Source organism: Streptomyces sp. NPDC001536, assembly GCF_042894505.1.
Lineage (GTDB): Bacteria > Actinomycetota > Actinomycetes > Streptomycetales > Streptomycetaceae > Streptomyces.
Window position 1 is genome coordinate 99559 of the sequence record NZ_JBIAVQ010000019.1, and the last position, 19127, is coordinate 118685.

Annotated in this window: 22 protein-coding genes and 1 tRNA gene; 4 read left to right on the forward strand and 19 right to left on the reverse strand. The window is 67.5% G+C overall.

The window, feature by feature from the left end; genetic code table 11:
- Positions 1-90 precede the first annotated feature (90 nt).
- Complete coding sequence (locus ACFY0U_RS38905; RefSeq protein WP_171146768.1) at positions 91-579, reverse strand: YajQ family cyclic di-GMP-binding protein; 489 nt, start codon at positions 577-579, stop codon at positions 91-93.
- Positions 580-804: 225 nt separating this feature from the next.
- On the opposite strand from ACFY0U_RS38905, the gene ACFY0U_RS38910 reads away from it, so the two are divergent.
- Positions 805-886: transfer RNA gene (locus ACFY0U_RS38910), tRNA-Tyr, on the forward strand.
- A 153-nt stretch (positions 887-1039) separates the two neighbouring features.
- Here ACFY0U_RS38910 and ACFY0U_RS38915 read toward each other — a convergent pair.
- The 17 genes from ACFY0U_RS38915 to ACFY0U_RS38995 form a co-directional block, all read right to left on the reverse strand.
- Positions 1040-2404: a tyrosine-type recombinase/integrase gene (locus ACFY0U_RS38915; RefSeq protein WP_388644215.1), complete on the reverse strand. Its 1365-nt coding sequence runs from the start codon at positions 2402-2404 to the stop codon at positions 1040-1042.
- Complete coding sequence (locus ACFY0U_RS38920) at positions 2401-2610, reverse strand: helix-turn-helix transcriptional regulator (RefSeq protein WP_388644216.1); 210 nt, start codon at positions 2608-2610, stop codon at positions 2401-2403. Before ACFY0U_RS38920 ends, ACFY0U_RS38915 begins: the two co-directional genes overlap by 4 nt.
- Before the next feature lie 183 nt (positions 2611-2793).
- Positions 2794-4059 carry a DUF3631 domain-containing protein gene (locus tag ACFY0U_RS38925; RefSeq protein ID WP_388644218.1) on the reverse strand — a complete coding sequence of 422 codons (1266 nt, stop codon included), beginning with the start codon at positions 4057-4059 and terminating at the stop codon, positions 2794-2796.
- Positions 4060-4249: 190 nt separating this feature from the next.
- Positions 4250-5176, reverse strand: coding sequence for a bifunctional DNA primase/polymerase (locus ACFY0U_RS38930; protein WP_388644220.1), 927 nt, complete (start codon positions 5174-5176; stop codon positions 4250-4252).
- The gene (locus ACFY0U_RS38935; RefSeq protein WP_388644357.1) at positions 5173-6294 is read right to left on the reverse strand and encodes a DNA cytosine methyltransferase; all 1122 of its coding nucleotides are present in this window, start codon (positions 6292-6294) and stop codon (positions 5173-5175) included. The genes ACFY0U_RS38930 and ACFY0U_RS38935 overlap by 4 nt, the downstream gene beginning before the upstream one ends.
- A 137-nt stretch (positions 6295-6431) precedes the next feature.
- On the reverse strand, positions 6432-6779 hold the full coding sequence (locus ACFY0U_RS38940) for a hypothetical protein (protein ID WP_388644222.1): 348 nt from the start codon (positions 6777-6779) through the stop codon (positions 6432-6434).
- 90 nt (positions 6780-6869) lie between these two features.
- The gene (ssb, locus tag ACFY0U_RS38945; RefSeq protein ID WP_388644224.1) at positions 6870-7325 is read right to left on the reverse strand and encodes a single-stranded DNA-binding protein; all 456 of its coding nucleotides are present in this window, start codon (positions 7323-7325) and stop codon (positions 6870-6872) included.
- 19 nt (positions 7326-7344) lie between these two features.
- Positions 7345-7512, reverse strand: coding sequence for a hypothetical protein (locus tag ACFY0U_RS38950; protein ID WP_388644226.1), 168 nt, complete (start codon positions 7510-7512; stop codon positions 7345-7347).
- A gap of 411 nt (positions 7513-7923) precedes the next feature.
- Positions 7924-8229 (reverse strand): hypothetical protein, encoded by a 306-nt coding sequence (locus tag ACFY0U_RS38955; protein WP_388644227.1) that lies wholly within the window; start codon positions 8227-8229, stop codon positions 7924-7926.
- A gap of 180 nt (positions 8230-8409) precedes the next feature.
- Positions 8410-10437, reverse strand: coding sequence for a plasmid transfer protein TraB (traB, locus tag ACFY0U_RS38960; RefSeq protein WP_388644360.1), 2028 nt, complete (start codon positions 10435-10437; stop codon positions 8410-8412).
- Positions 10438-10493: 56 nt separating this feature from the next.
- Positions 10494-11096, reverse strand: a complete 603-nt coding sequence (gene traA / locus ACFY0U_RS38965) for a plasmid transfer protein TraA (protein WP_388644228.1) — start codon at positions 11094-11096, stop codon at positions 10494-10496.
- 13 nt (positions 11097-11109) lie between these two features.
- On the reverse strand, positions 11110-11607 hold the full coding sequence (locus ACFY0U_RS38970; protein ID WP_388644231.1) for a hypothetical protein: 498 nt from the start codon (positions 11605-11607) through the stop codon (positions 11110-11112).
- 15 nt (positions 11608-11622) lie between these two features.
- Positions 11623-11934, reverse strand: a complete 312-nt coding sequence (locus tag ACFY0U_RS38975; RefSeq protein ID WP_388644233.1) for a hypothetical protein — start codon at positions 11932-11934, stop codon at positions 11623-11625.
- Positions 11935-12132: 198 nt separating this feature from the next.
- A complete protein-coding gene (locus ACFY0U_RS38980; RefSeq protein ID WP_388644235.1) occupies positions 12133-13164 on the reverse strand; it encodes a hypothetical protein in 1032 nt (343 codons plus the stop codon).
- A 4-nt stretch (positions 13165-13168) separates the two neighbouring features.
- Positions 13169-13555: an RRQRL motif-containing zinc-binding protein gene (locus ACFY0U_RS38985; RefSeq protein WP_388644237.1), complete on the reverse strand. Its 387-nt coding sequence runs from the start codon at positions 13553-13555 to the stop codon at positions 13169-13171.
- Positions 13555-13884 (reverse strand): hypothetical protein, encoded by a 330-nt coding sequence (locus ACFY0U_RS38990; RefSeq protein WP_388644240.1) that lies wholly within the window; start codon positions 13882-13884, stop codon positions 13555-13557. Before ACFY0U_RS38990 ends, ACFY0U_RS38985 begins: the two co-directional genes overlap by 1 nt.
- Positions 13881-14174: a hypothetical protein gene (locus ACFY0U_RS38995; RefSeq protein ID WP_388644242.1), complete on the reverse strand. Its 294-nt coding sequence runs from the start codon at positions 14172-14174 to the stop codon at positions 13881-13883. The genes ACFY0U_RS38990 and ACFY0U_RS38995 overlap by 4 nt, the downstream gene beginning before the upstream one ends.
- 649 nt (positions 14175-14823) lie before the next feature.
- Here ACFY0U_RS38995 and ACFY0U_RS39000 point away from each other — a divergent pair.
- The 3 genes from ACFY0U_RS39000 (at position 14824) to ACFY0U_RS39010 (ending at position 17247) form a co-directional block, all read left to right on the forward strand.
- Positions 14824-15189 (forward strand): GntR family transcriptional regulator, encoded by a 366-nt coding sequence (locus ACFY0U_RS39000; RefSeq protein ID WP_388644244.1) that lies wholly within the window; start codon positions 14824-14826, stop codon positions 15187-15189.
- A 126-nt stretch (positions 15190-15315) separates the two neighbouring features.
- Positions 15316-16893, forward strand: coding sequence for a hypothetical protein (locus ACFY0U_RS39005; protein WP_388644246.1), 1578 nt, complete (start codon positions 15316-15318; stop codon positions 16891-16893).
- 3 nt (positions 16894-16896) lie between these two features.
- Positions 16897-17247, forward strand: coding sequence for a signal peptidase I (locus ACFY0U_RS39010; protein ID WP_388644249.1), 351 nt, complete (start codon positions 16897-16899; stop codon positions 17245-17247).
- A gap of 475 nt (positions 17248-17722) precedes the next feature.
- Here ACFY0U_RS39010 and ACFY0U_RS39015 read toward each other — a convergent pair whose 3' ends face one another.
- Positions 17723-18565, reverse strand: a complete 843-nt coding sequence (locus ACFY0U_RS39015) for a hypothetical protein (RefSeq protein WP_388644251.1) — start codon at positions 18563-18565, stop codon at positions 17723-17725.
- Positions 18566-19127 lie beyond the last annotated feature (562 nt).

Here is a 19127-nt window from a genome sequence, read left to right on the forward strand (position 1 = left end):
GCCAGCAGGCGAGAAGGGTGGGCACCGGCCAGGTGCCCACCCTTCCTCGTACTTCCGCGTGCTTCCTCGCGCGACCGAATCAGGCGTCGCTCACCGGTAGTTCACGAACTGGACGGCGAAGTCGAGGTCCTTGCCCTTCAGCAGGGCGATGATGGCCTGCAGGTCGTCACGGCTCTTCGAGCTGACGCGCAGCTCGTCGCCCTGGACCTGGGCCTTCACGCCCTTCGGACCCTCGTCACGGATGATCTTCGCCACCTTCTTCGCGTTCTCCTGGGAGATGCCCTCCTCGATCGACGCGAAGATCTTGTACTCCTTGCCGGACAGCTGCGGCTCACCGGCGTCCAGCGCCTTCAGCGAGATCCCGCGCTTGATCAGCTTGGACTGGAAGACGTCGAGGACAGCGTTCACCCGGTCCTCGGAGTTCGCCTCCATGAGGATCTTCTCGCCGGACCACGAGATCGAGGCGCCCACGCCCTTGAAGTCGTAGCGCTGGGAGATCTCCTTGGCGGTCTGGTTGAGGGCGTTGTCGACCTCCTGCCGCTCGACCTTCGAGACGATGTCGAAACTGGAGTCGGCCATGTCCTGTGGCTCCTTGTATCGGGGGGCGTATCGGGTGCGTATCGGCGTAGGTGGGGCAGCCGCCGAGCCCGGTACAGTCCCCGGGCCGCATCCGGACAAGCCTAGCCACCCCACGCCCCCGGAGCGCTGATCAATCGGGTGGCGAAGCACCCCTCCACATCGGGTATTGTTTACGTCGTTGCCACGGAGCACCGCCGAAAGACGGTTCGAAGGGCAGCGAACCCCGGCGGTGTGCCCGAGCGGCCAAAGGGAGCAGACTGTAAATCTGCCGGCTCAGCCTTCCCAGGTTCGAATCCTGGCGCCGCCACACGGGAAAAAGGGCCCCGTGGCCTGCGCTAAGCGCAGGCCACGGGGCCCTTTTCTTGCGTCGTGCTGATCTACGAGCTGTCTCGCCCTGTCTCGTGTTCGAACGCTCCGTCTCGGACTGTGTGGACGGGGCGTGGACGGGATTTCCCGCCCGTCACCCCCGCCTCTCCAGCCGGGCAGAGATCTTGGCGTTGGCGGCCTCGTCGCCGTCCTTGAGGAACTTGGCGTACACCCGGAAGAGCACCGCCACGCTGTGACCGGCGCGCGCTGCTACGAGCTGAGGTTCCACACCAGAACTGAGCCATGTGGACACCGCAGCGTGGCGAAGGTCATACGGCCGCTTGGCCAATGTCGACTCGAACTCCGACGACGTGAGGGCGCGCGTGCGAGCTTCAGCCCAGACTTCGCCGTATCCGGTGTCCTGAACGAGTCCACCTCGCATGGTCTGGAAGAGCCGACCATCTGGGGCAGTGCCGTACGCCGTGACGTGCCACCGCAGGAGTGCGACCAGTACCGGTGGGATCGGCACGTGTCGGACCGCCTTTCGGGGCCGGTGCTTCAGCCCCCGCCGGTCGTGCGCCTCACCGCTATCCGTCCAGGCCGTGCCCGATCGGGGGCGGGTCTCCCGAAGCCTGAGCAGCCCCCACCCACGGCGTGGCAGGTCGCAATCCTTGAACCGTAGCCCGATGACTTCCGCCGGCCGGGCGGCGGCGTAGTAGATACAGGCGAAGAACGCCACGAGACGGCGACCACGTGGGCTCTGCTCTTGTACGGCGAGCAGTAGCTCAGCCGCCTGCTCGGGGTTCGGTACGCAAGCCGGGTCTACCTCCTCGACGACCTGCTCCGGTGCCTTCCACTTGATGCGGGTGAGTGGGTTGTCGGGAAGGAGTTCGGCCTCTACCGCGTACTCAAGGGAGTTGTAGAAGATCGCGCGCTTTCGGCTGATGGTTCCTGGGGCCGCGGTCTTGCCGTCCAGCTTCTTGGAGATCGCGCGGAGGCTGGTCCGCACGAGAACGAGGTCAGAGAGCGCGGACGTGGGAAGTGACTTGCGCTTGAACCAGTCCAACACCTTGGCCACATCGGCGGGGGTGTCCTCCTCCCAACGGTTCTTGTTGAAGGCCCAGCTGTAGAGCGCGGTGCGGACCACCCTGGGGTCCGGCATACCTTTGGTGTCCTTCACGAACGTCGGGGTCACGCTGGCCATAGCTTCGGCGAGCGTTCGCCGTGTGGAAGCAGGGGAGTCGTCCCACTTCATCGCGATGTAGTTGCGGGCATGCTCGTACCACGAGATGTCCCGCTTCTTCGTGACCATGGACTTGGGCAAGCCGCTTGCGACTTCGAACGGCTCGCCTTCGCGCGCGGCGGTGATGAGCTGGGCCCGGCGGCTTTCCGCCAGGCCCAGCGTGAGGAACGACTCCGAGTGCGGGTGAAGGCCTACCTTCCAGCGGAGTTGATAGGGCTTCCGGTAGTCGCGCTTGCGGATGGCCCAGATCTTGACGGTGTAGCTCCACTCGGTCACGCAGCGTCCATTTCGTCGAGAAAGGCGTTCAGGGCACTCCGACGCACGCAAATACGACCGGTAGGGGTGCGCTTCGCCTCCGGTCCGTAGCCGCGGTTGCGCCAGCGGTACCAGGTGGCACGGGTGATGCCGAGTTCGGTCAGCGCGTCACTCAGCGGCAGTAGTTCGTCTTTGGGGGAGGTGGGTCGGCGGGAAGAGGCGGCCATGTCGAGATCTCCTTGGGACAGAAGGAAGCTCGAAGAAGAGGCGGTGAGCCCCTTCGGGAATCCGCAACATCCGCCACGCCGCAACATCGCTGGTCAGCGGCTTGAATCTGTGGCGGATGCCGTTTGTGTTGCGGATAGCTGCCGCCACGCGGGTGGGCGGCGGCAGCTATCCGGCGCGGCTGGTCAGCCGGCGATGCGGAGCTGGCGTGTGCCGGTTTCCGCAGACATGTGGCGGCTGCCGGAAGGGTCTTCCGCCACAACTTCACCCCCGCTGACCTGCGATGTTGCGGATGTGGCGGACGTTGCGGACTTCTGGGGGTCCGGGGGGCAGTACCGGTTCCAGGCGTCGTGGAGGTCTTCCGCGTAGTAGCCCTTGGGGGTCGTGGCGCCGACGCGGATGCCGCGGGGCTTGATGGGGCTGTTGTCGGGGCGCACGTACTGGCTCAGCAGCTTGGACAGAGCGCGGGCGGTGAGCGGCTTGATGCCCTGTCCGTCCTCGCTCATGTCGGCCCACGGGGCGTCATCGAGGTTGAGGAGGACTTCCAGGATGGCCGCGGTGGGCATCCGGTCCACCCCGCAGAACACCTTGTCGCGCAGGTCGGTCAGCAGCCGCACCCCCAGCGACGCCTGATCGCCCTCGGATGCGGCCTTGATGAGCGCCACGCAGGCCGCGCGGGCCCGTTCGGGCCAGTGCCCGCCGGCCGCGTCCGCGACCGCGAGCAGGGGCTCCCACACGTCTGCGGGCCGGTCGGTGACGCCCTCGGGCATCTCCGGCCAGGCTTCGGCGACCTGGTCGTGCAGCGTCGCAGTCCACTCCGCGAGCCGGTCGCGCAAGGCGTGGCCCTGCCTTTCGTGGATGCGCCGCCGGTAGGGCTCGCACTTCTCGTTGGGCGCCTTCTTGCGCATGCGGATGATGACGGAGCGGGTCAGGATCGTGTCCGGGAGGGAGCCGAGTCCGGCCATGGCGACCGCGCAGAACGACGGCAGGAACGCCGCTTTCTGGTCCGAGCCCTCCCCGATGCAGCGCAGGGACTTGGCGCCGCGCCGGTAGCCGGAGTTGAGGAACCCGCGGACCTCCTCGTTCCCGCCGGCTTTGGGCCCGAAGACGGTGTCGATCTCGTCGAAGAGGAGCGTGGGGGTGCCCTCGTCCGCCGATACGAGCCGGAACAGGGCGTTGGCGGAGGCGTTGACGGTGGTCGCCGCGCGGGGCGTGAGGGTCTCGATGATCTCCAGCGCCCGGGACTTCCCCGAGCCCGGTTCGGGACTGAGGAAGGCGATGCGGGCGGTGCCGTCGAGGGCGTCCATCAGGTGCGCGTGCGCGTCCCACAACGTCACGGCGACATAGGCGTGTTCGGTGGGGAAGACGTTGAAGCGCCGGTGGAACGCTTCGATCTCATCGAGCAGGGCCGCGCCGTCGATGGGCGGTGCTGTGGTGGTGGTGTCGGTCATGGGGTGGGCCTCCCTTTCGGGGAGTTGTGGTGCATGCGCGGGCTGCACTGAGCCGTGGGAGGGGCTGAAAGGACGCCTTCGGCGTCGCCCCTTCGGCCGCCCACCACCGGCTCACCGCACGCCGGTTGGGCGTCGTGCGGGCCGTCGAGGGCGGGAGAGGGGCAATCCAGGCGGGGGGATCGGGCGGCCGTCACGCGGCCTCCCGCGGCGTGGCGTGGGTGAGAATCCACTCCATGGCGCTGCGGATGGTGGTGCGGCACTCGGCAGCCGACAGTCCTGTCGACTCCCCCGCCGCCTGGATTGCCTCTTCCACCGTGTGGCGGGAGATGTGTCCCCAGGCGACGAACCGGGCCACCTTGCACGCGCTCTCGTGCAGCGTGTTGTTGCGGCCGTTGGGCCCGCCCTCGGTGGCCGCCCGGATGACCGCACATTCCCGCTCCAGTGCGGTGCGGGCAGCCTTGGTGCCGTCCCGCACCGGGGCGAGGGCGGGTGGCTCGGCGAGCCTGGCAGGCTCGATCAGAAGCGCGGTCAGCCAGGGCGGCAGCTTGGCCACGACAGCGTTCTCGGCGACCTCGTAGGCGCCCTCCGGGGTGGTGCTGCCCGAGGCGACGACGTAGCCGCCCCAGGCGCGGGTGTCGATGTGCGGCCCGAGCCGGTTGACGCTGCTCTTCAACCGCCCGTCCGTGGGGGCCGTGAAGTACAGATGCCGCCCTCCGCTGGGGGTCCGCACCTGGTAGGTGAGCGGGACCGGCTCGCCGGCGCGCTCGCAGAGCGCCTTGAAAGATGTGGCGCCGTCAGGCGCTCCTTCTGGCTCTTCCGGCTTCCGGACGTCCAGGTCGATGACGAGCAGGCCGGCCGGTCCGGTCGCGATCCCCACGTTGTACGGCTTCTGCGTCCATGCGGCATGGATCAACTTCGGCGTGGTGGTGGCGCGCTGTTCAGGGGTGCGGTGGCCGCCCTCGCAGCGCCCGGTGCCGGGGCAGGCGCGTTCGGGGTGCCCGGCGGGCCGCTTAGTGCCCGGATGCAGCGGGATGACCGGCCAGCCGCGCTCGGCCGAGAGCAGGGCCGCGGCGAGCAGATGCAGGGTCTCCAGGGCGACGATCGGCGGTTCACTCATGCCGCCGCCTCCAAGGCCGAGCGAACCGGGATGCCGGTGGGCATCGAGACGATGTGCGCAGCGAGCAGGGGCGGGACGGCGTTGCCGATCTGTTCGAACTGTTTGGTCTTGGTGCCGTGGAAGGGGTAGTCGCGCCGGAACGACTGGAGAACGGCGGCTTCCTGGACGGTGATGCGGACAGACTCTGCTTCCTCGTTCTCCCAGGAGACGTTGTTGCAGTGGTGGCCGAAGAACAGCGTCCCGGCGGGCTCGCTGGTCGGCCTCACTGTGGCGTTCTTCTGGCTGTTGTGGCGCAGCACCCATTGCCCGCCGGCTTTGACGGTGAAGGTGGGGGCGGGCCCGGCGTAGGGGTCGGCGGTCTGCCTGGTGCCGTCGGGCTTCTGGTTGCGGTTGGTGTGCAGGACCCATGAGCGGGTCTTCTCGGTGAGTGCCCAGGACGGCCGGTCGGCGGGGAACTCGTTGCCGCCGGCGCTCTGGCGGTCTCCGCGGGTGTTGACGGTGAGGCCGTCCGCCAAGTCGAGGGCTTGGGCCATGGACACCCAGGGCTGGAGGCGTTCGCCGAACAGGACGTCGCCGTGGTCGTGTTGGCTGTGGGTCGGGGGCGGGGCGGTGATGGGGCGGGTGCGGGAGGCAATGAGGATGGCGCGCCGGCGGGTCTGGGGCACGCCGTAGTCGGCGGCGTTGAGGATGCCGACCCACACGCTGTAGCCCCAGGTCCGCAGCACGGCGCCGATCTGTTGGAACAGCGGGAGGACGTCGGGGACTTCCTCCAGGCACACCCACTCGGGGCGCAGGTCGTACAGCCAGCGCACGGGCTCGGCAGCCAGCAGGCTGCGCTTGTCCTTGCACTGCGTGAGGAGTTCGGCGCGGGTGTCGCGGCCGTGGGCGAGGTCGTGAACGGCCTGGTGCACGAGCGCCTGGTCGGCGAGCCCGCCGCGTTTGCCGGCGCGGGACCAGGCCTGGCACGGCGGCGACGCGATGAGCCCGGCGATGCGGTCCTTGAACGGGGCGGTCGGGTAGGCGGCTACGTCGGTCTGGACGGTCGTGTGACCGGCGGCGTGCGCGGTCCGGCACGCCGCTGTGTCCAACTCCAGGCCGATGTCGGCCAGACCGAGCATGCGCAGGCCCTCAGCCCAGCCACCGGGTCCGCGGAACAGCTCGACGATGCCGTCGAGGAGGCTCTTCGGCGAGGGTGCGTCTACCGCCCTGAGAGGTCGGGACACGACCGGCGCTCGCCGGATGTCGGTGGGGTGGGTCATGCTGCGGCACCCCCGTCCGTCCACAGGGCCAGGACGCGGTCGTTGATGCCGTCGCACGCGGCCTCGACGGCGGCCCGGTCGCCGGAATCGACCGCGGCGAAGAACGCGGCAATCTCCGGGACCGGGCCCGGGTCCTGGACACCGTCCAGGCCGACGGTCACGGCGTGGATCAGGGACCAGGTGACGTGACGGTCGAGGAAGAAGCGGTGAGCGGTCAGTTCGAGCGGCCTACCGACCGCGACCAGAGCCAGCGTCAGGCTCCCGTCGGGGTGCGGTTCGAGGGCGATGCCGGTGACGCGTTCGGTGCCGTCGGGCAGTCGCGGATGGATACGGCGATGAGTCATGCTGGATGTCTCCAGTTCCTTCGATGGTGACTGGCTGACAAGGGCGGCCCCGCGGCTTTGGCGAGACGTAGGGGGCCGCCCTTGGCACAGCTAGAACGGGGGTTCGGCGTCCGCGCCGTTCCCGGAGGTGCCGTTGGTTGCGGCCCACGGGTCGTCGCCGGCAGGGCCGGACTGCGCGGCGCGCTTGGCGTTGATGGTCACGGTGGTGAACCGGACCGAGGCGCCGATGTCGTCGACCTCAACAGCGAGCATCGAGCGGTTCTCGCCCTCGTCGGTCTTCCAGTCGTGCTGCCGCATCCGCCCGGACGCCACCACGCGAGAGCCCTTCTTCAGGCTGTCGGCGACGTGTTCGGCCAGGGTGCGCCACGCGGCGCACCGGTAGAAGGCGGTGGTGCCGTCCTTCCACGCGTTGGACGCGCGGTCGAAGGTGCGCGGGGTGACGGCGATGGTGAACTTTGCGAGCGCGGCGCCGCCGTCGGTGAACTTCAGTTCCGGGTCGCCGGTCAGGTTGCCGACGATGGTGATCGGGGTCTCTCCGAACGACATGCTGATGTCTCCCTCGGGTTCAGGCTTCGGCGCCGGTGTAGTGGGCGATGTAGCCGGGGCAGTAGGTCTCGGGGCAGGCGCAGCCGCCGCATTCGTTGCAGACGTCGTCGGAGCACTGGTCACACGTCCGGTGACCGGGGCATCCGTAGGCGGCGCAGTCGTCGCAGTAGGGTTCGTCGTCGTCCATGGCAGTCCTCTCCTGAGGCAACAGGGACTGTGGGTGCGGTTGTTGTAGCTTTGCGGCTGATCAGCCGGGTTGTCGTCACTGCGGCCGGCCAACCTCCACCCCCGCGGGCGGCATCATGGGTTGCGCCATCTGCTGCGCCAAGGGGTAGCGCCCGGTGTTGCGCCATGCGTTGCGGTGCCCGATTCAGCCACCGGATGTTTTCGCTGGTGAGTGGCCCGGCCATGGCGTGGTCGGGGGGCAGACATCCCCTCTGCGGCCCCTTTGCCCCCGTGCTTTTTGGTGGAGGGAGTGAGGCGGTGGGCGTGGTGGCGCGGGGCAGCCTCGGGGATCGGGGCGGTTCGGGTCGTGTCCGCGCGTCGGCGGGGCCGCGCGCGCAACCGCCGTCCAGCGGCTGGAGAACAGCCGGGGCGGCTACTTGGAGCGGGCGAGCCGAAGTGTGATGCCGCCGACGCCGATCGGTCCGGCGGCGCCGGCGATGACGGTGGCGGTGTGGGCGGCGAACTCCAGCAGGGCCAGGAGTGCCGCGACGAGTCCGAAGATGCCGATGGCTCCGGCTCCGGCGACCGCGATGGGGTACAGGTACTGGCGCAGCGGGCGGCCGGTGTGGGTGGTGCTCTGGACGACGATGACGACCGGAGCGCCGGTGGCTCGGGCGTGGTGGTAGGTCTCGGCGGGGATGTGCGGGGCGATGATCCCCGGCGGCGGGTGGTGGGGCATCAGGGCTCCCTCGGGTAGGCCGCGGGCCCGTACCAACGTGTGGTGTGGGCCCGTGCGGGTGGGGTGTCAGCGTCAGGTGTCAGGGGGTGTCACGAAGGGGCGTCACGCGTTTCTGACAGCGGGTTTGCCTAGGGGTTTGGGTGTCAGGGGGCCGTGACGGTGTCAGGCGTCAGGCGGGTGTCAGGCAGCCCGCGGGGTGGGGACGATGCGCCACCGCCCGGTGGCGTTCGTCGCCTCCAACCGGCCCTCGATCGCGGCCTCTTTGAGGCGGGCGGACACCCACGGGCGGGAGAGGCTGTTGCGGTCGCACCAGTCCATGAAGTCCTTCGGGCCCACGATCATCTGCCCCGCGTCCTCGAACTCGGCCAGCGCATCGGCGAACAACCGCCGCGCCTCCTCCGGTGACGGCTTGCGGCCGCTCTCCTCACCGAAGATCGGGGCGTCGTCGCCCTCCCCCGGCTCGGGAAGCTCGGCCTCGGGGTCGATGTCCGCGTCCTCGGGGTCGACCAGGGGCGCGGGGTGGTCCATGTCGTCCTCCTCGTCGCGGACGGCCCGCAGCGCCGTCCCGTGCTGGCGGTCGTCGTCGGTGGCGGGGGTGCGGCCGGTGTAGGCGCGTCCGGCCACGGAAGAGGCCGCGCCGGCGGTGACCGGGTCGGCTACCGCGCCGTTGGCTTGTGCCCATGCGGCGAGGCGTTCCATGACCGGCACGGCGCGGATGGTGAACCGCTGAGTGCGGCCCGGGGACGGGTAACGGGCCTCGTCGATACCCGGCGAGACGACGTAGCAGTAGCCCGGCCGCCGGTTGGCCCACGCCCCGGGGTGGGCGCCCGCGTCGATGACCGTCTCCGGCAGCGAGAATCCCTCGTCGCGCGGGTCGCAGCCGAGCGCGATCACGGACGGAAGGGAGGCGCGGGTGGAGGTGGACATCTGGTCGTAGGAGGGACGCTGCAACGACACGATCAGCGAAACGCCCGCGGAGCGTGCCTCCTGGGCGATGCCGGTGAACGCGTCATCTCCCAGGTTGCGCAAGGTGTTCGCGGCCTCCTCGAACCAGGCCACCAGGAACGGCATCCCCGCACATCCGCACGCGCGCCCGTCCGTGCTGCACGAGTGCTGCGGGTCGTTCTGCACCTCGGCCGCCTCGGGAACCCACTGCCGGTAGCCGTGGGCACCGAGCCACCCCGTACGCGCCGGGATGACCGCCTCTACGGCCGCGACCAAGACTTCGGTCTGTGAGCCGCCCTCCGCGGCCCAGTCCAGGCCGGCCCGCAGGGGTGCGAAGTCCTGGAAGGCCTTGGGGTCGGAGAACCAGACGATGACGTCCCGACGGGACAGGATCTCCGTGAGCAGGTTGAGGGCGGCATCGCCCTTGCCGGACCCGGACTGGCCCGCGATCAAGCCGTGAGTGGAGTTGCGGCCCGCCTCCGGGTCACCCGGCAGCCACATCACGAGCAGCGAGCCGTCGTCGTACCGACCGAGCACGAGAGGCTCGGCGATCGAGCCGCCCAGGTTGGACGGCCCTTCCCAGTCGACGAGTTCCGCGAGCATGTCTTCCGGCACGATGACGAGTTGCCCGCGGCGTTCGGATTCGGGGTCGGGGGTGTAGCGGATGGCGTTCTTCGGCAGGTCCAGCGCGGACGCGATCTTGGCCAGGGCCTTGGTGACGTCGTCGTTGGTCTGCTCGCCCGGTTCCAGGGCAAGGGGCGCAGTGACCCGGTTGGGCTCCACCTTGGCCGCCCCGATCTGTGCGCGGGCCAACCCGACCTTCTCCAGCAGGCCCCCGTCCGAACTGCCCGGGGTGCCGTCGGTGTTGTGGCGCAGGCCCATGCGGATGTTCCAGGACAGGGCGACTGCGGGCCCGCCCATCAGGTACAGGTCGTCCACCGGCCCGGCGGTCGGGCCCGCTAGGCAGGCGGCGGTCACCCACGCAGAGCCGCACGCGACCGTGACCGCGGAGTGCAGGCGGCGCTGCTGGCTGGTGTTCTTGCCCGCCCACCAGGTGACGCCGGTCAGCGCCACGGAGGCGAGGGTGAGGCCGACGCCGGCGGCGGCGTTGTCCGGCCACCGCCAGTGCCCCACCGCCCCGACCAGACCGGTACCGGCCCAGCCGAGCCACGGCGGGAGATGCGGCTTGGCCTTGTGCAGCAGGTACGCGCGGACGGTGCCGTTCTCGGGTCCGCCGTGGGGGTCCATGACGTAGCCGGGCATGCCGTCCGGGTAGGTCATCGTGCTGGTTCGATTGCGGGCCATCGGGTGAACCCTCCTTACTGCTGGTCCCAGTTCATGACCGGCTGAGTGGGGCGGCGGGCACGGTGACGGACCCGGTTGATCTCTTCCTCGAACTCCTGCTGGAAGGCCGAGTAGCAGGCGGCGGCGTTCTTCGCGGCATCGCGCAGGCAGTCGGCGGACTTGCGCAGCTTGCGGGTCACCTTCCGGGCCCGGATGCGGGAACCGAACGCGCGCCCTTCCGGGTCGGGCACGGCCGCCAGGACGCTGTCGAGGATCTCGGCGGCCATGGCCACCTCGATGGACAGCGTCACGCCGGCCGCCCTCAGGGTGTTGCAGTAGTTCCGCACCTGCGCCGGGGAGGTGAACTCCGGTGCAGGCAACAGGGACTGGTTGCCCGACCGGCCGCCGCCTCCCTGACTCCGGTTGCGGTTGTTGTTGACGGTGACGTTGATCGGCGGGACGAACGAGCCGCCCATCGCACCGACGAACCCGCCCACCGCGGCGCCCGCGTTGGTGAACTTGGCGCCCTTGTTCTGCGGGTTCGCACCGCCGTTGCGCCGGGGATTGGTGAACGGCTGGCTTGCCTGCCGGTTCGAGAAGTCGCGAACCTGGCTGGCTGCGGAACGGTTGTTTGCCACAGGGGCTCCTCAGCTAGTGGGTGCGGCGGACGATGAGCCACGCGGTCTGAGCGACGATCAGGGTGAGCAGCCAGAGCAGCGGCAGCGGACCGGCCCACGGCCCGAACCCGGCAGCCAACGCGGCCCACGTGAACGCGAGGGTGGCGAAGACGGCCAGGGCGATGCGCCAAGCCAGCGTGGAACGGCCCGCGGGACGGGAGCGCTGCACGACGGCGAACCACACCAGCGGCGCTATGGCCGCGGGGGCGAGCACGAGAGCGGACCACCAGGCGATGACGTGCAACAGACCGGTCAGGACCAGGGCGAGCAAGGCGATGCCGGTCGGGGCGAGCGCGTGACGGGCCACCCACAGACCGCGGCCCACGAAGCCGAGCGCCTCGCGGGTCAGCGAGGGGTGCTCGGGGACGACGACCACGAACGGCTGCGCGCGGCGCCCGCGCTGACGCGGGAGCTGGACGGTGTGGACGCCGGCGGCGGTCCTGACCTTGCGGGTACGGGTACGACTGGGCATGGCGAAGCCTCCTTGTCAGGCGGTGCGGTGGGGGTGGTTGGCGGCGATCTCCTGCCAGCGGCGGTTCTCCGTGGCGTCCACGCTGGTCAGGCGGACGTGGAAGTCGCAGCCGGGGCGGGAGCAGCGGTGCGTGGTCGACGACAGGGCGTCGACCAGGTGGAACAGCAGGCTCGTCAGGCTGGACTGGAGAGCGAAGGCGCAGGCCAGCACGAGCACGAGAGACACGCCGTAGCCGGACAGGCGGACCCCGATCACCACGACCAGCGTGGTGACGGCGGCGAAGCCGGTCAGGAGCAGGCAGCGGCGGGTTGCGGATGCGCGGTTCACCAGGAAGTCCCCTTCAAAGGATGGGAGTTCGGACCGTGCGCTGAGGCTCGCCGGGTCTGCACGCCGGGTCTGCGAAGGTGCCGCTCGCCGGGGCTCACCGGGTCTGCTTCACTGGTGCTCGACTGCTTCCGGCAGTCGCAACGAGGGCCAGCCCAATTGCCGTGGGCTGGCCCTCATTGATGTGTGCCGGACGCCGGCTTACGGCTGTGCGTCCTCCGCGTCGATCAGCGCGGCGTACGCCTTGCGCACCCGCTCCTCCTTCGCCGAGAACCCCACCGCGCGGTACGCAGCCAGCGCCTTGCGGTAGGACAACGGCGGGTTCTCCGAGTGACGCAGCCACCGCAGCACGACCGTGAGCTGCTCCTCGCTCAGCAACTCACCCGGCTCCGGGGTGTCGACCCCGGCCACGGCTGCCATGTCGGCCAGCGCGTCCCAGTCGAGCGGGGTGTGTCCCTCACCCGGCGAGCCGGTCAGTTCCGGCGCCGGGGACACGGGGCCGACCTGCGGGGACACAGGGGACACACCCGGGGACACGGCAGGGGACACGCCCCCGTCCGTCCACTGGCCCAGCACCCGGGCCAGGTCCTCATCCGAGAACAGCGCCGGAACCTCCTCGGGGAGGTCGGTGGCCGGGTGCTCTTGGGTGAGCTTCGTCAGCTTCTCGGCTGCCTCGTGGCGCACCTTGTGCGCCTTGCCGCGGGCCTTGCGGTCCTCGCGCTCCAGCGCGGCGGCCGTCGTGTGCCGGTCGGCCTTGGCGCGGGTGACCGCGCGGCCGATCGCCACCTGATCCCGCGTCGCACTACGGACCGCGTCGATCTGTGCCTGCGCCGCGGGGGAGATCCGGGTGGCCTCCCGCTCCACCGCCATGATCAGCGTCGCCTTGGCGGCGGCCGGAACCACCGCGCCGATGACCGCCACGACCGCCGACGCGTACAGCAGACCGTGGGTGAACAGCACCCCGACCGAGGTCACGAGGAACAGCCATCCCAGCGTGGCGGGCAGCGTCGCTTTGGAGCCCTGGCGGCGGTGCGCGGTCTCCATGGCCAGTGCGTACAGCCAGACCGCGTCATAGATCCCGGCCACCGTGTAGGCGAGCGGCTCCGGGGCTTGGCGGGAGAGGATCTCGCCCACCGCGTACACGGTCCAGCCCAGGGACAGGCCGGTCAGACCGGCCGGCAGACTCCAGTGAGCCGCCCTTCGAAGTGCAGCCTGTGCTGCCTTCCAGTCCATGTCCTCACTCCATCTCTTGCGATTGGCCCTCGGGGTAGGCGCAAGGGACGCACACCCCCAGCGAGGCGGGTATGACGTATCCGGCGTCGTTGCGGCACTGCGGGCAGGTACGGCGGGCCCGCATCGCGCACTCCAGCGCCCGGCGCTTCGCCTCCGTCATGGGCCGCACGGGCTTGGCCTTGTCGAGCCGATACAGATAGGCGACCAGCGGGCCGCGCCGGTAGCGCGGGCGCAGCACCTGTGCGGCGACCGGCTGACCGCCGGGGCGCAGGCCGCGGGCCCGTAACTGCCGTCTGGTCGCGAACCCGTCCGGGGCGTACCGCCACAGGTAGGTGGGGATGCCGTAGCGGGCACCGGTCGGGTCGAAGCACTTGCCGAACGCCCCCGCCATCAGGCCGCCGCTCCGGTCAGTTCCGGGGCGGGGATCTCGGCGAAGCCGGTCAGCGTCAGCACGGCGCCCGCCAACTCCGCGGTCGCTTCCAGGACGCGTGTGCGGCCGCCGCCCTGCGTGGCGTGCACCACCGCGTCCGGGGCGATGCCCAACGCCTCGCGCCACGCCTCGAAGCCGGCCAGGTCGCCGTGGAACGACAACTCCAACCGGTCGGGATAGACGGTGTCCACGCGCACCCACGGCGCCGGCTGGTGCCCGAAGTCCACGGCGAGCAGGCGCAGCGCCCGCAGCGGCACGGACAGGTCATCGAGCGTCAGACCCTCGTTCATGCCGCCACCCCCCGGCGCACAACGCGGCGGCGGGCGGGGCGGGCCAGCGGGACCACGTTGAACAGGTCCGGGTGGTCCTCCACCACCCGTGCGGCCAGGCGGATCAGGTCGTCGGGCAGGCTGCGGTACTCGGGGTCGGCGAGGATGTCACGCGCCGCGTCCAGGCGGGCCGCGCGCTCCTCCTCGCTCTCGCCCTCCACCCCGAGCCACAGTTCCACCGGGGTACCGAGCGCGAGTTCCGCGAACTCCGCGTCGGAGAGGGCCTGATGACCGGCAACGATGTACTTCATAGGGGATCTCTCCTCACAGTGGAGCGGCCACCACGCGCCCGGAGATGCCTCGACAGACGCGCGCCGCAACAAGGGGAAACCGCACCGGAGCGGGTGCGGGTGGAACCTTCGAAGTGCTCATCAAACGGGCAGGCCACCGACGTTGACGCCGGCGCCCTGCCCGCATGACGAGTGACGGGAAAGCCCGTCACTGTCGTCTCACGGCTCCGTACGCGCCTTGCTCCCTTCCGCTTGGCCGACGCGTCGGTGACCGCGCCACTCAGTCGTCACTCGCTGAGTGGATCGCCCATCCCTTCCGGGTGTCATGGACCGGGTGCAGCCCAACCACCGGGGTCCCCGTGATCCGATCCCTGGGACTGCGCCCGAGGGTCAGACCAGCGGCTTAGCCGATGACACCGATCACTCCGTGAAGACGACGGACTTTTACGTCTCCCCTGCCGCTCGAACCGCGTGTAAGCGGGTCCGGCGGGGTCGAGCAAACTCCCAGGTCAAAGCCCTAGGGAGAGGAGTGGCCGAGGCGCTCGCCACTCTTATCAATGCGCCCTAGGGCGCCCTGATGCACATCACTGTGACAGCGCACGAAAGGCCCGTCAAGCCCTTCCGTTGATGCGCCCTAGTGCGGTTTCGGTGACCTTGGTACGGTGGCCGTGTGCCGATCAGCAGAGATGCCCCCAGCCCACTGCACCTCCAGGTCGCAGAAGACCTGAGGCAGCGAATTCGAGCTGGCGAATTTGAGCAGAAGAGTTTTCCTTCGCTCCGGTCCCTGGCCAAGCACTACGAAACCGCGCAAGTGACGGTGCATGACGCCGTTAAAGTGCTACAGCAGGAAAAGCTGATCGTTTCCGTGAGCGGGAAGGGGACTTTTGTCCTTCCCCGAAACGAGGTCGCTTCGAGCGGAGCGAACGAAGGTGAAAGCCTGGCTGAGCAGCTCGCATCGTTGCGCACAGAGCTCGAAGAGGTAAAAGAGCGACTCAGCCGTCTCGAAGGCGGTGTGAGTCAGCGTGATGATCTCTGAATCTTGACGATCTGGATTTCCGCTTGTTCATGAGAGAAGTCAATCGTGCGTATCGAGAAAACAAAATGAAGTGACAGTGCAGCCAGAGTGCAGCCGCAGTGCAGGCCGCTGACACCAGGGGGTACGTTGGACGTCGTTGAGGCGTGGACCGGCCAGAACGCCAGTGCACTGAAGAGGGCGTTTCGTGACACAAACGAGGGATTCGCGGGCCGTCTCGGCACATCTGTCAGGACTGTCGCCGCATGGAGCGCTAACCCGAACTTGGTCCCAACGGCGGAGATTCAGCGCGCCTTGGATACGCTGCTCTTTCAGGCGGAAGGTGACGTTAAAGGGCGGTTTGCTCTGCTGATCGGGAATCAGCAACGAGTCGAGGGCGAGCATGCCGCCGCAGGTAGCCAGAGGCCGGCGCAGCACCGTTTAGCGAAAGACCCCCACATTGCAGCGGCTCTGTCCTGGCTCGAATCGAGTTTTACGTGGGCACCTACAAGCGCGCGAGAGCGAGTCGCGGAAGAACTTGCCGCTTTGGACCCCCGCACTGTGGAAGTGCAGGCCCAGCGACTCGCCCAGGTGACTCGGGAACAGGCCGCCGCGGCTGCATGGCGCTATTACCAGGCAGGGTTCGGCAAATGGCGCCCGTACAAGGCCCGGCTAGCCGATCAGGTACTTGCGACGACGATCCTGACGCAAGATGCATGGCTTGACCTAGCGCAGCCATTGGGCAGTGAGCAGGGCCACTTCCAATTTCACTCCGGCATACGGCGTGAAATGAAGATTAGCCAAAGCGTGGCGGAAGAAGCAGCGCGAAGCTTGGCTGAATCTATCGAAAAGGGAAGCCAGATCGTCAACTCTGAGATCTACAGTCTTACTTCCCTAGATATTCAGGGTGGGGTTATATCTGGCAGTGTGGGTGTCATCGATTTTGTTCAATTCGCCTTGACGCTCAATCTCTTGGAGAATGAGCTGATGCGGTCGATCGTCAGCGATGAATCCAACCGGTCGTTAGTCATGCCGATACGAAACGAACTTCTCCCTGACGTGGCGACAGTCTTGGACTTCAGTGGCCGTATTTGCGCGGGCGGAGCATTGGCCCTAACCGCGATCGCGCGGCCACGTGGACGCGGCCATGACCCTGACTACCTGCTCTTGATTCAAGAGCGGTCGGGCAGTGTGCTCAACGCGAACCGACGTTTGGCAGTCATCCCTAAGGCGTTCCACGGGCCGATGGCTGACTACGGCGAGGACGCTCACTTCTCGGCAACGATCGAACGAGAGATGGAGGAGGAGCTCTTCGGGCGGACCGATGTGGACTCTACTGTCAGCGATCAGCTTCACGCTGATCCAATGCACCCCAGCCTTCTGTCTGCTCCCATGCGTTGGCTCATGGACCGATCAGACAGTGATGCCTGGCGGATGGAGTCCACGGCTGTAGGGATAAACCTCGTAAGCGGCAATTATGAGTTCGCGAACCTGATCGTCATTGATGACGAAGAGTGGTGGGTCAGGTATGGAGGGCAAGTTAGAGCGAACTGGGAATCGAGTGGACTCCATCGTTACTCCAGCCTAGATACTGCGCGCCTGGAGTCGTTGGCGCTTGATCCGCGCTGGAGTAATGAAGGTCTCTTCGCGTTCACTCAAGGGTGTCGGCGGCTTGCTGAAATTGGCGGGCAGCGTGTTCGGATGCCTTCTATCAAATTGGAGTGGTAGGTCATGGCTGACAACTGGTATACGGGCAACGCAGGCGCCGATGCAGACCAGCACCGCGGCTGGCTTCTGGGGCACTTCATCGACCCCGCCAAGAGCGCAGTACGCCAGACGGGGGCGCTCGAAGTGAAGTGGGGCATCCATCCGGCTGGCGAGCAGCGGCCGGACTGGGTTGGCGATGATCAGCGAACCGCCATGCTCCTTCTCGTGAGCGGCAAGTTCCGGCTTGACCTCAGCGTGGGCAGCGTCACGTTGGAGAAGCAGGGCGACTATGTGGTGTGGGGGCCCGGGATTGATCACTCGTGGCAGGCGGAGGAAGACTCCGTAGTTGTCACTGTGCGCTGGCCGTCTATCTGACACGGCCCCGATTCGCCCACTCGTCCTTCCATCGGACGCCGGACGGCCGATCTACCAAGGTCAGGACGAGGTGTGGACGGGATCGGGCTACTCCAGCCGTAGACGGGCCTAACCTCGATCTTTCGTGATGGGCCCCCGACTCCGCCGGCGGCCCATCACGAAAGATCGAGGCCCACCCGGATGAGCCTGACGACCCTGCGGAGATCGAGCGCTATCGGGCGCAAGCCCGGATCAACTCCGTTCTCATCGTCGGTAGCGGTGCCCTTCGCCTCGATTCCATCCTGCCGTCAGGGGTCGGCCCGGAGTTTGGCCGCGTCATCCTCGTCGAGCCCGAATACGGATTGCGAGCCCGCCTCGTCAGGCTTCGTTGGAAGATTCAGGCGGCAACGTCCCGCCTGCGCGAACGGCAGAACTACGGAGATTGACCTTCAGGTATTTGTGAAGATTTATGGCGAGCAGTGTCGCAGGATAGGATCTAATTCGTCTCTGTGTTCTCGCTCTGATCCCCTTCTGTTTGGGGTTGCTGCATTTCACCACTTGGTACGCCAGAAATTGCCGAAATTATGTCGCGTACTGCGAGGGATTTGTCTCGCCCGTCGAGGGACGAGAGCAAACGCTCTGCGGCTAGGTACTTGGAAAACTCCAGTGGCTGAGTGAAGTAGTCGCTCAGTTGCGTGGATGCCCGCTCTTGCATCTTAAGGAAGGTTGAACCCAGGTAAGCGCCAATGCCGCCTGCCGTGGCTCCTAGGGCGCCAGCCACTACGGATGCTGTCGCATTCTTTGCGAATGCGGCGAATGCGGCGGCTGCAAGCAGGATTAGGAATCCTACGCTGGCTGCAACTTGCCCGTAAAGAAAGCTGCGCTCAGCCTGCGTGGTGGCAATTTTGTGATAGTAGTCCAAGCGCTTCTGGGTGGCGAACCAAAGGGACTGAAATGTCACGTCAGATTCGCTGGCTTCTGCTTCGGCTTGCCTGAGTTCGTCAAGGGCTTCCCCAAGGATCACCCTGTCGAGAAACTCTCGTCGGGCCCGCTTTCTATTGATTTGAAATAGGGGCAGTGTCCCGTATAGGTAGATGCCTACACCGGCAGCCGCAGATCTCAGGGCGTCAGGGCGCGTCATTATTCCGGTGTAGAGCCAGTATGCGAGCACTCCGAGCCCGGCAACCGGAATGATCCCAAAGAAGATTTTTCCGCGCAGTTTTCTAAGTCTGGAATACTCTTCGGAAGAGCGCCAAGCCTTCCTGCGGCGAGCCATATCTTCAGGGGATAGGGTTTCGGTTGCCTCGGTGGGGGCGCCCGAGTCGCCACCCAGCAGCATGTCAATCAAAGTTCTAGACGCGGGGAGTTGAGGTATGAGCGACATGGCGCATCACTCCGAGGATGGTTGGGCAAGCACACGGCGGAGCGCGACCGTATCGAGTGTGGGGCGACTGAGGGAAGCTTTCCGCTGACCATGTACCGGGTTGAGTGAACGATGTCCCGTCAAAGCTGTCCGCGCGATGCAGGGGAAGCGTAGGTGGGTCTCTGTTCTCAAGATCAGGACGAGACGTGGACGGAATTGCCTCATCTGGCGCACAGCTGGGGCTGAGTCGCAGGTCAGGCAGGGTTGCGAGTGGCGATCTTGAGAGGACTGTAAATCTGCCGGCTCAGCCTTCCCAGGTTCGAATCCTGGCGCCGCCACACTGGGGAAGACCCCCTCCATGCTGCGTAAACGCAGCATGGAGGGGGTCTCTTCATGTTCCGGGACGATCTTTCGAAGCGAATCGAAACAGGGTGACTTGTCTCACGCTGTGACGCGCGGATCCCGGGGCTGATCAGGGTTTCCAGGCAGTGCGCGGACCAACTTCGCGGGTGTGGTGTCGTGTTCGGTGTCGCGGGAC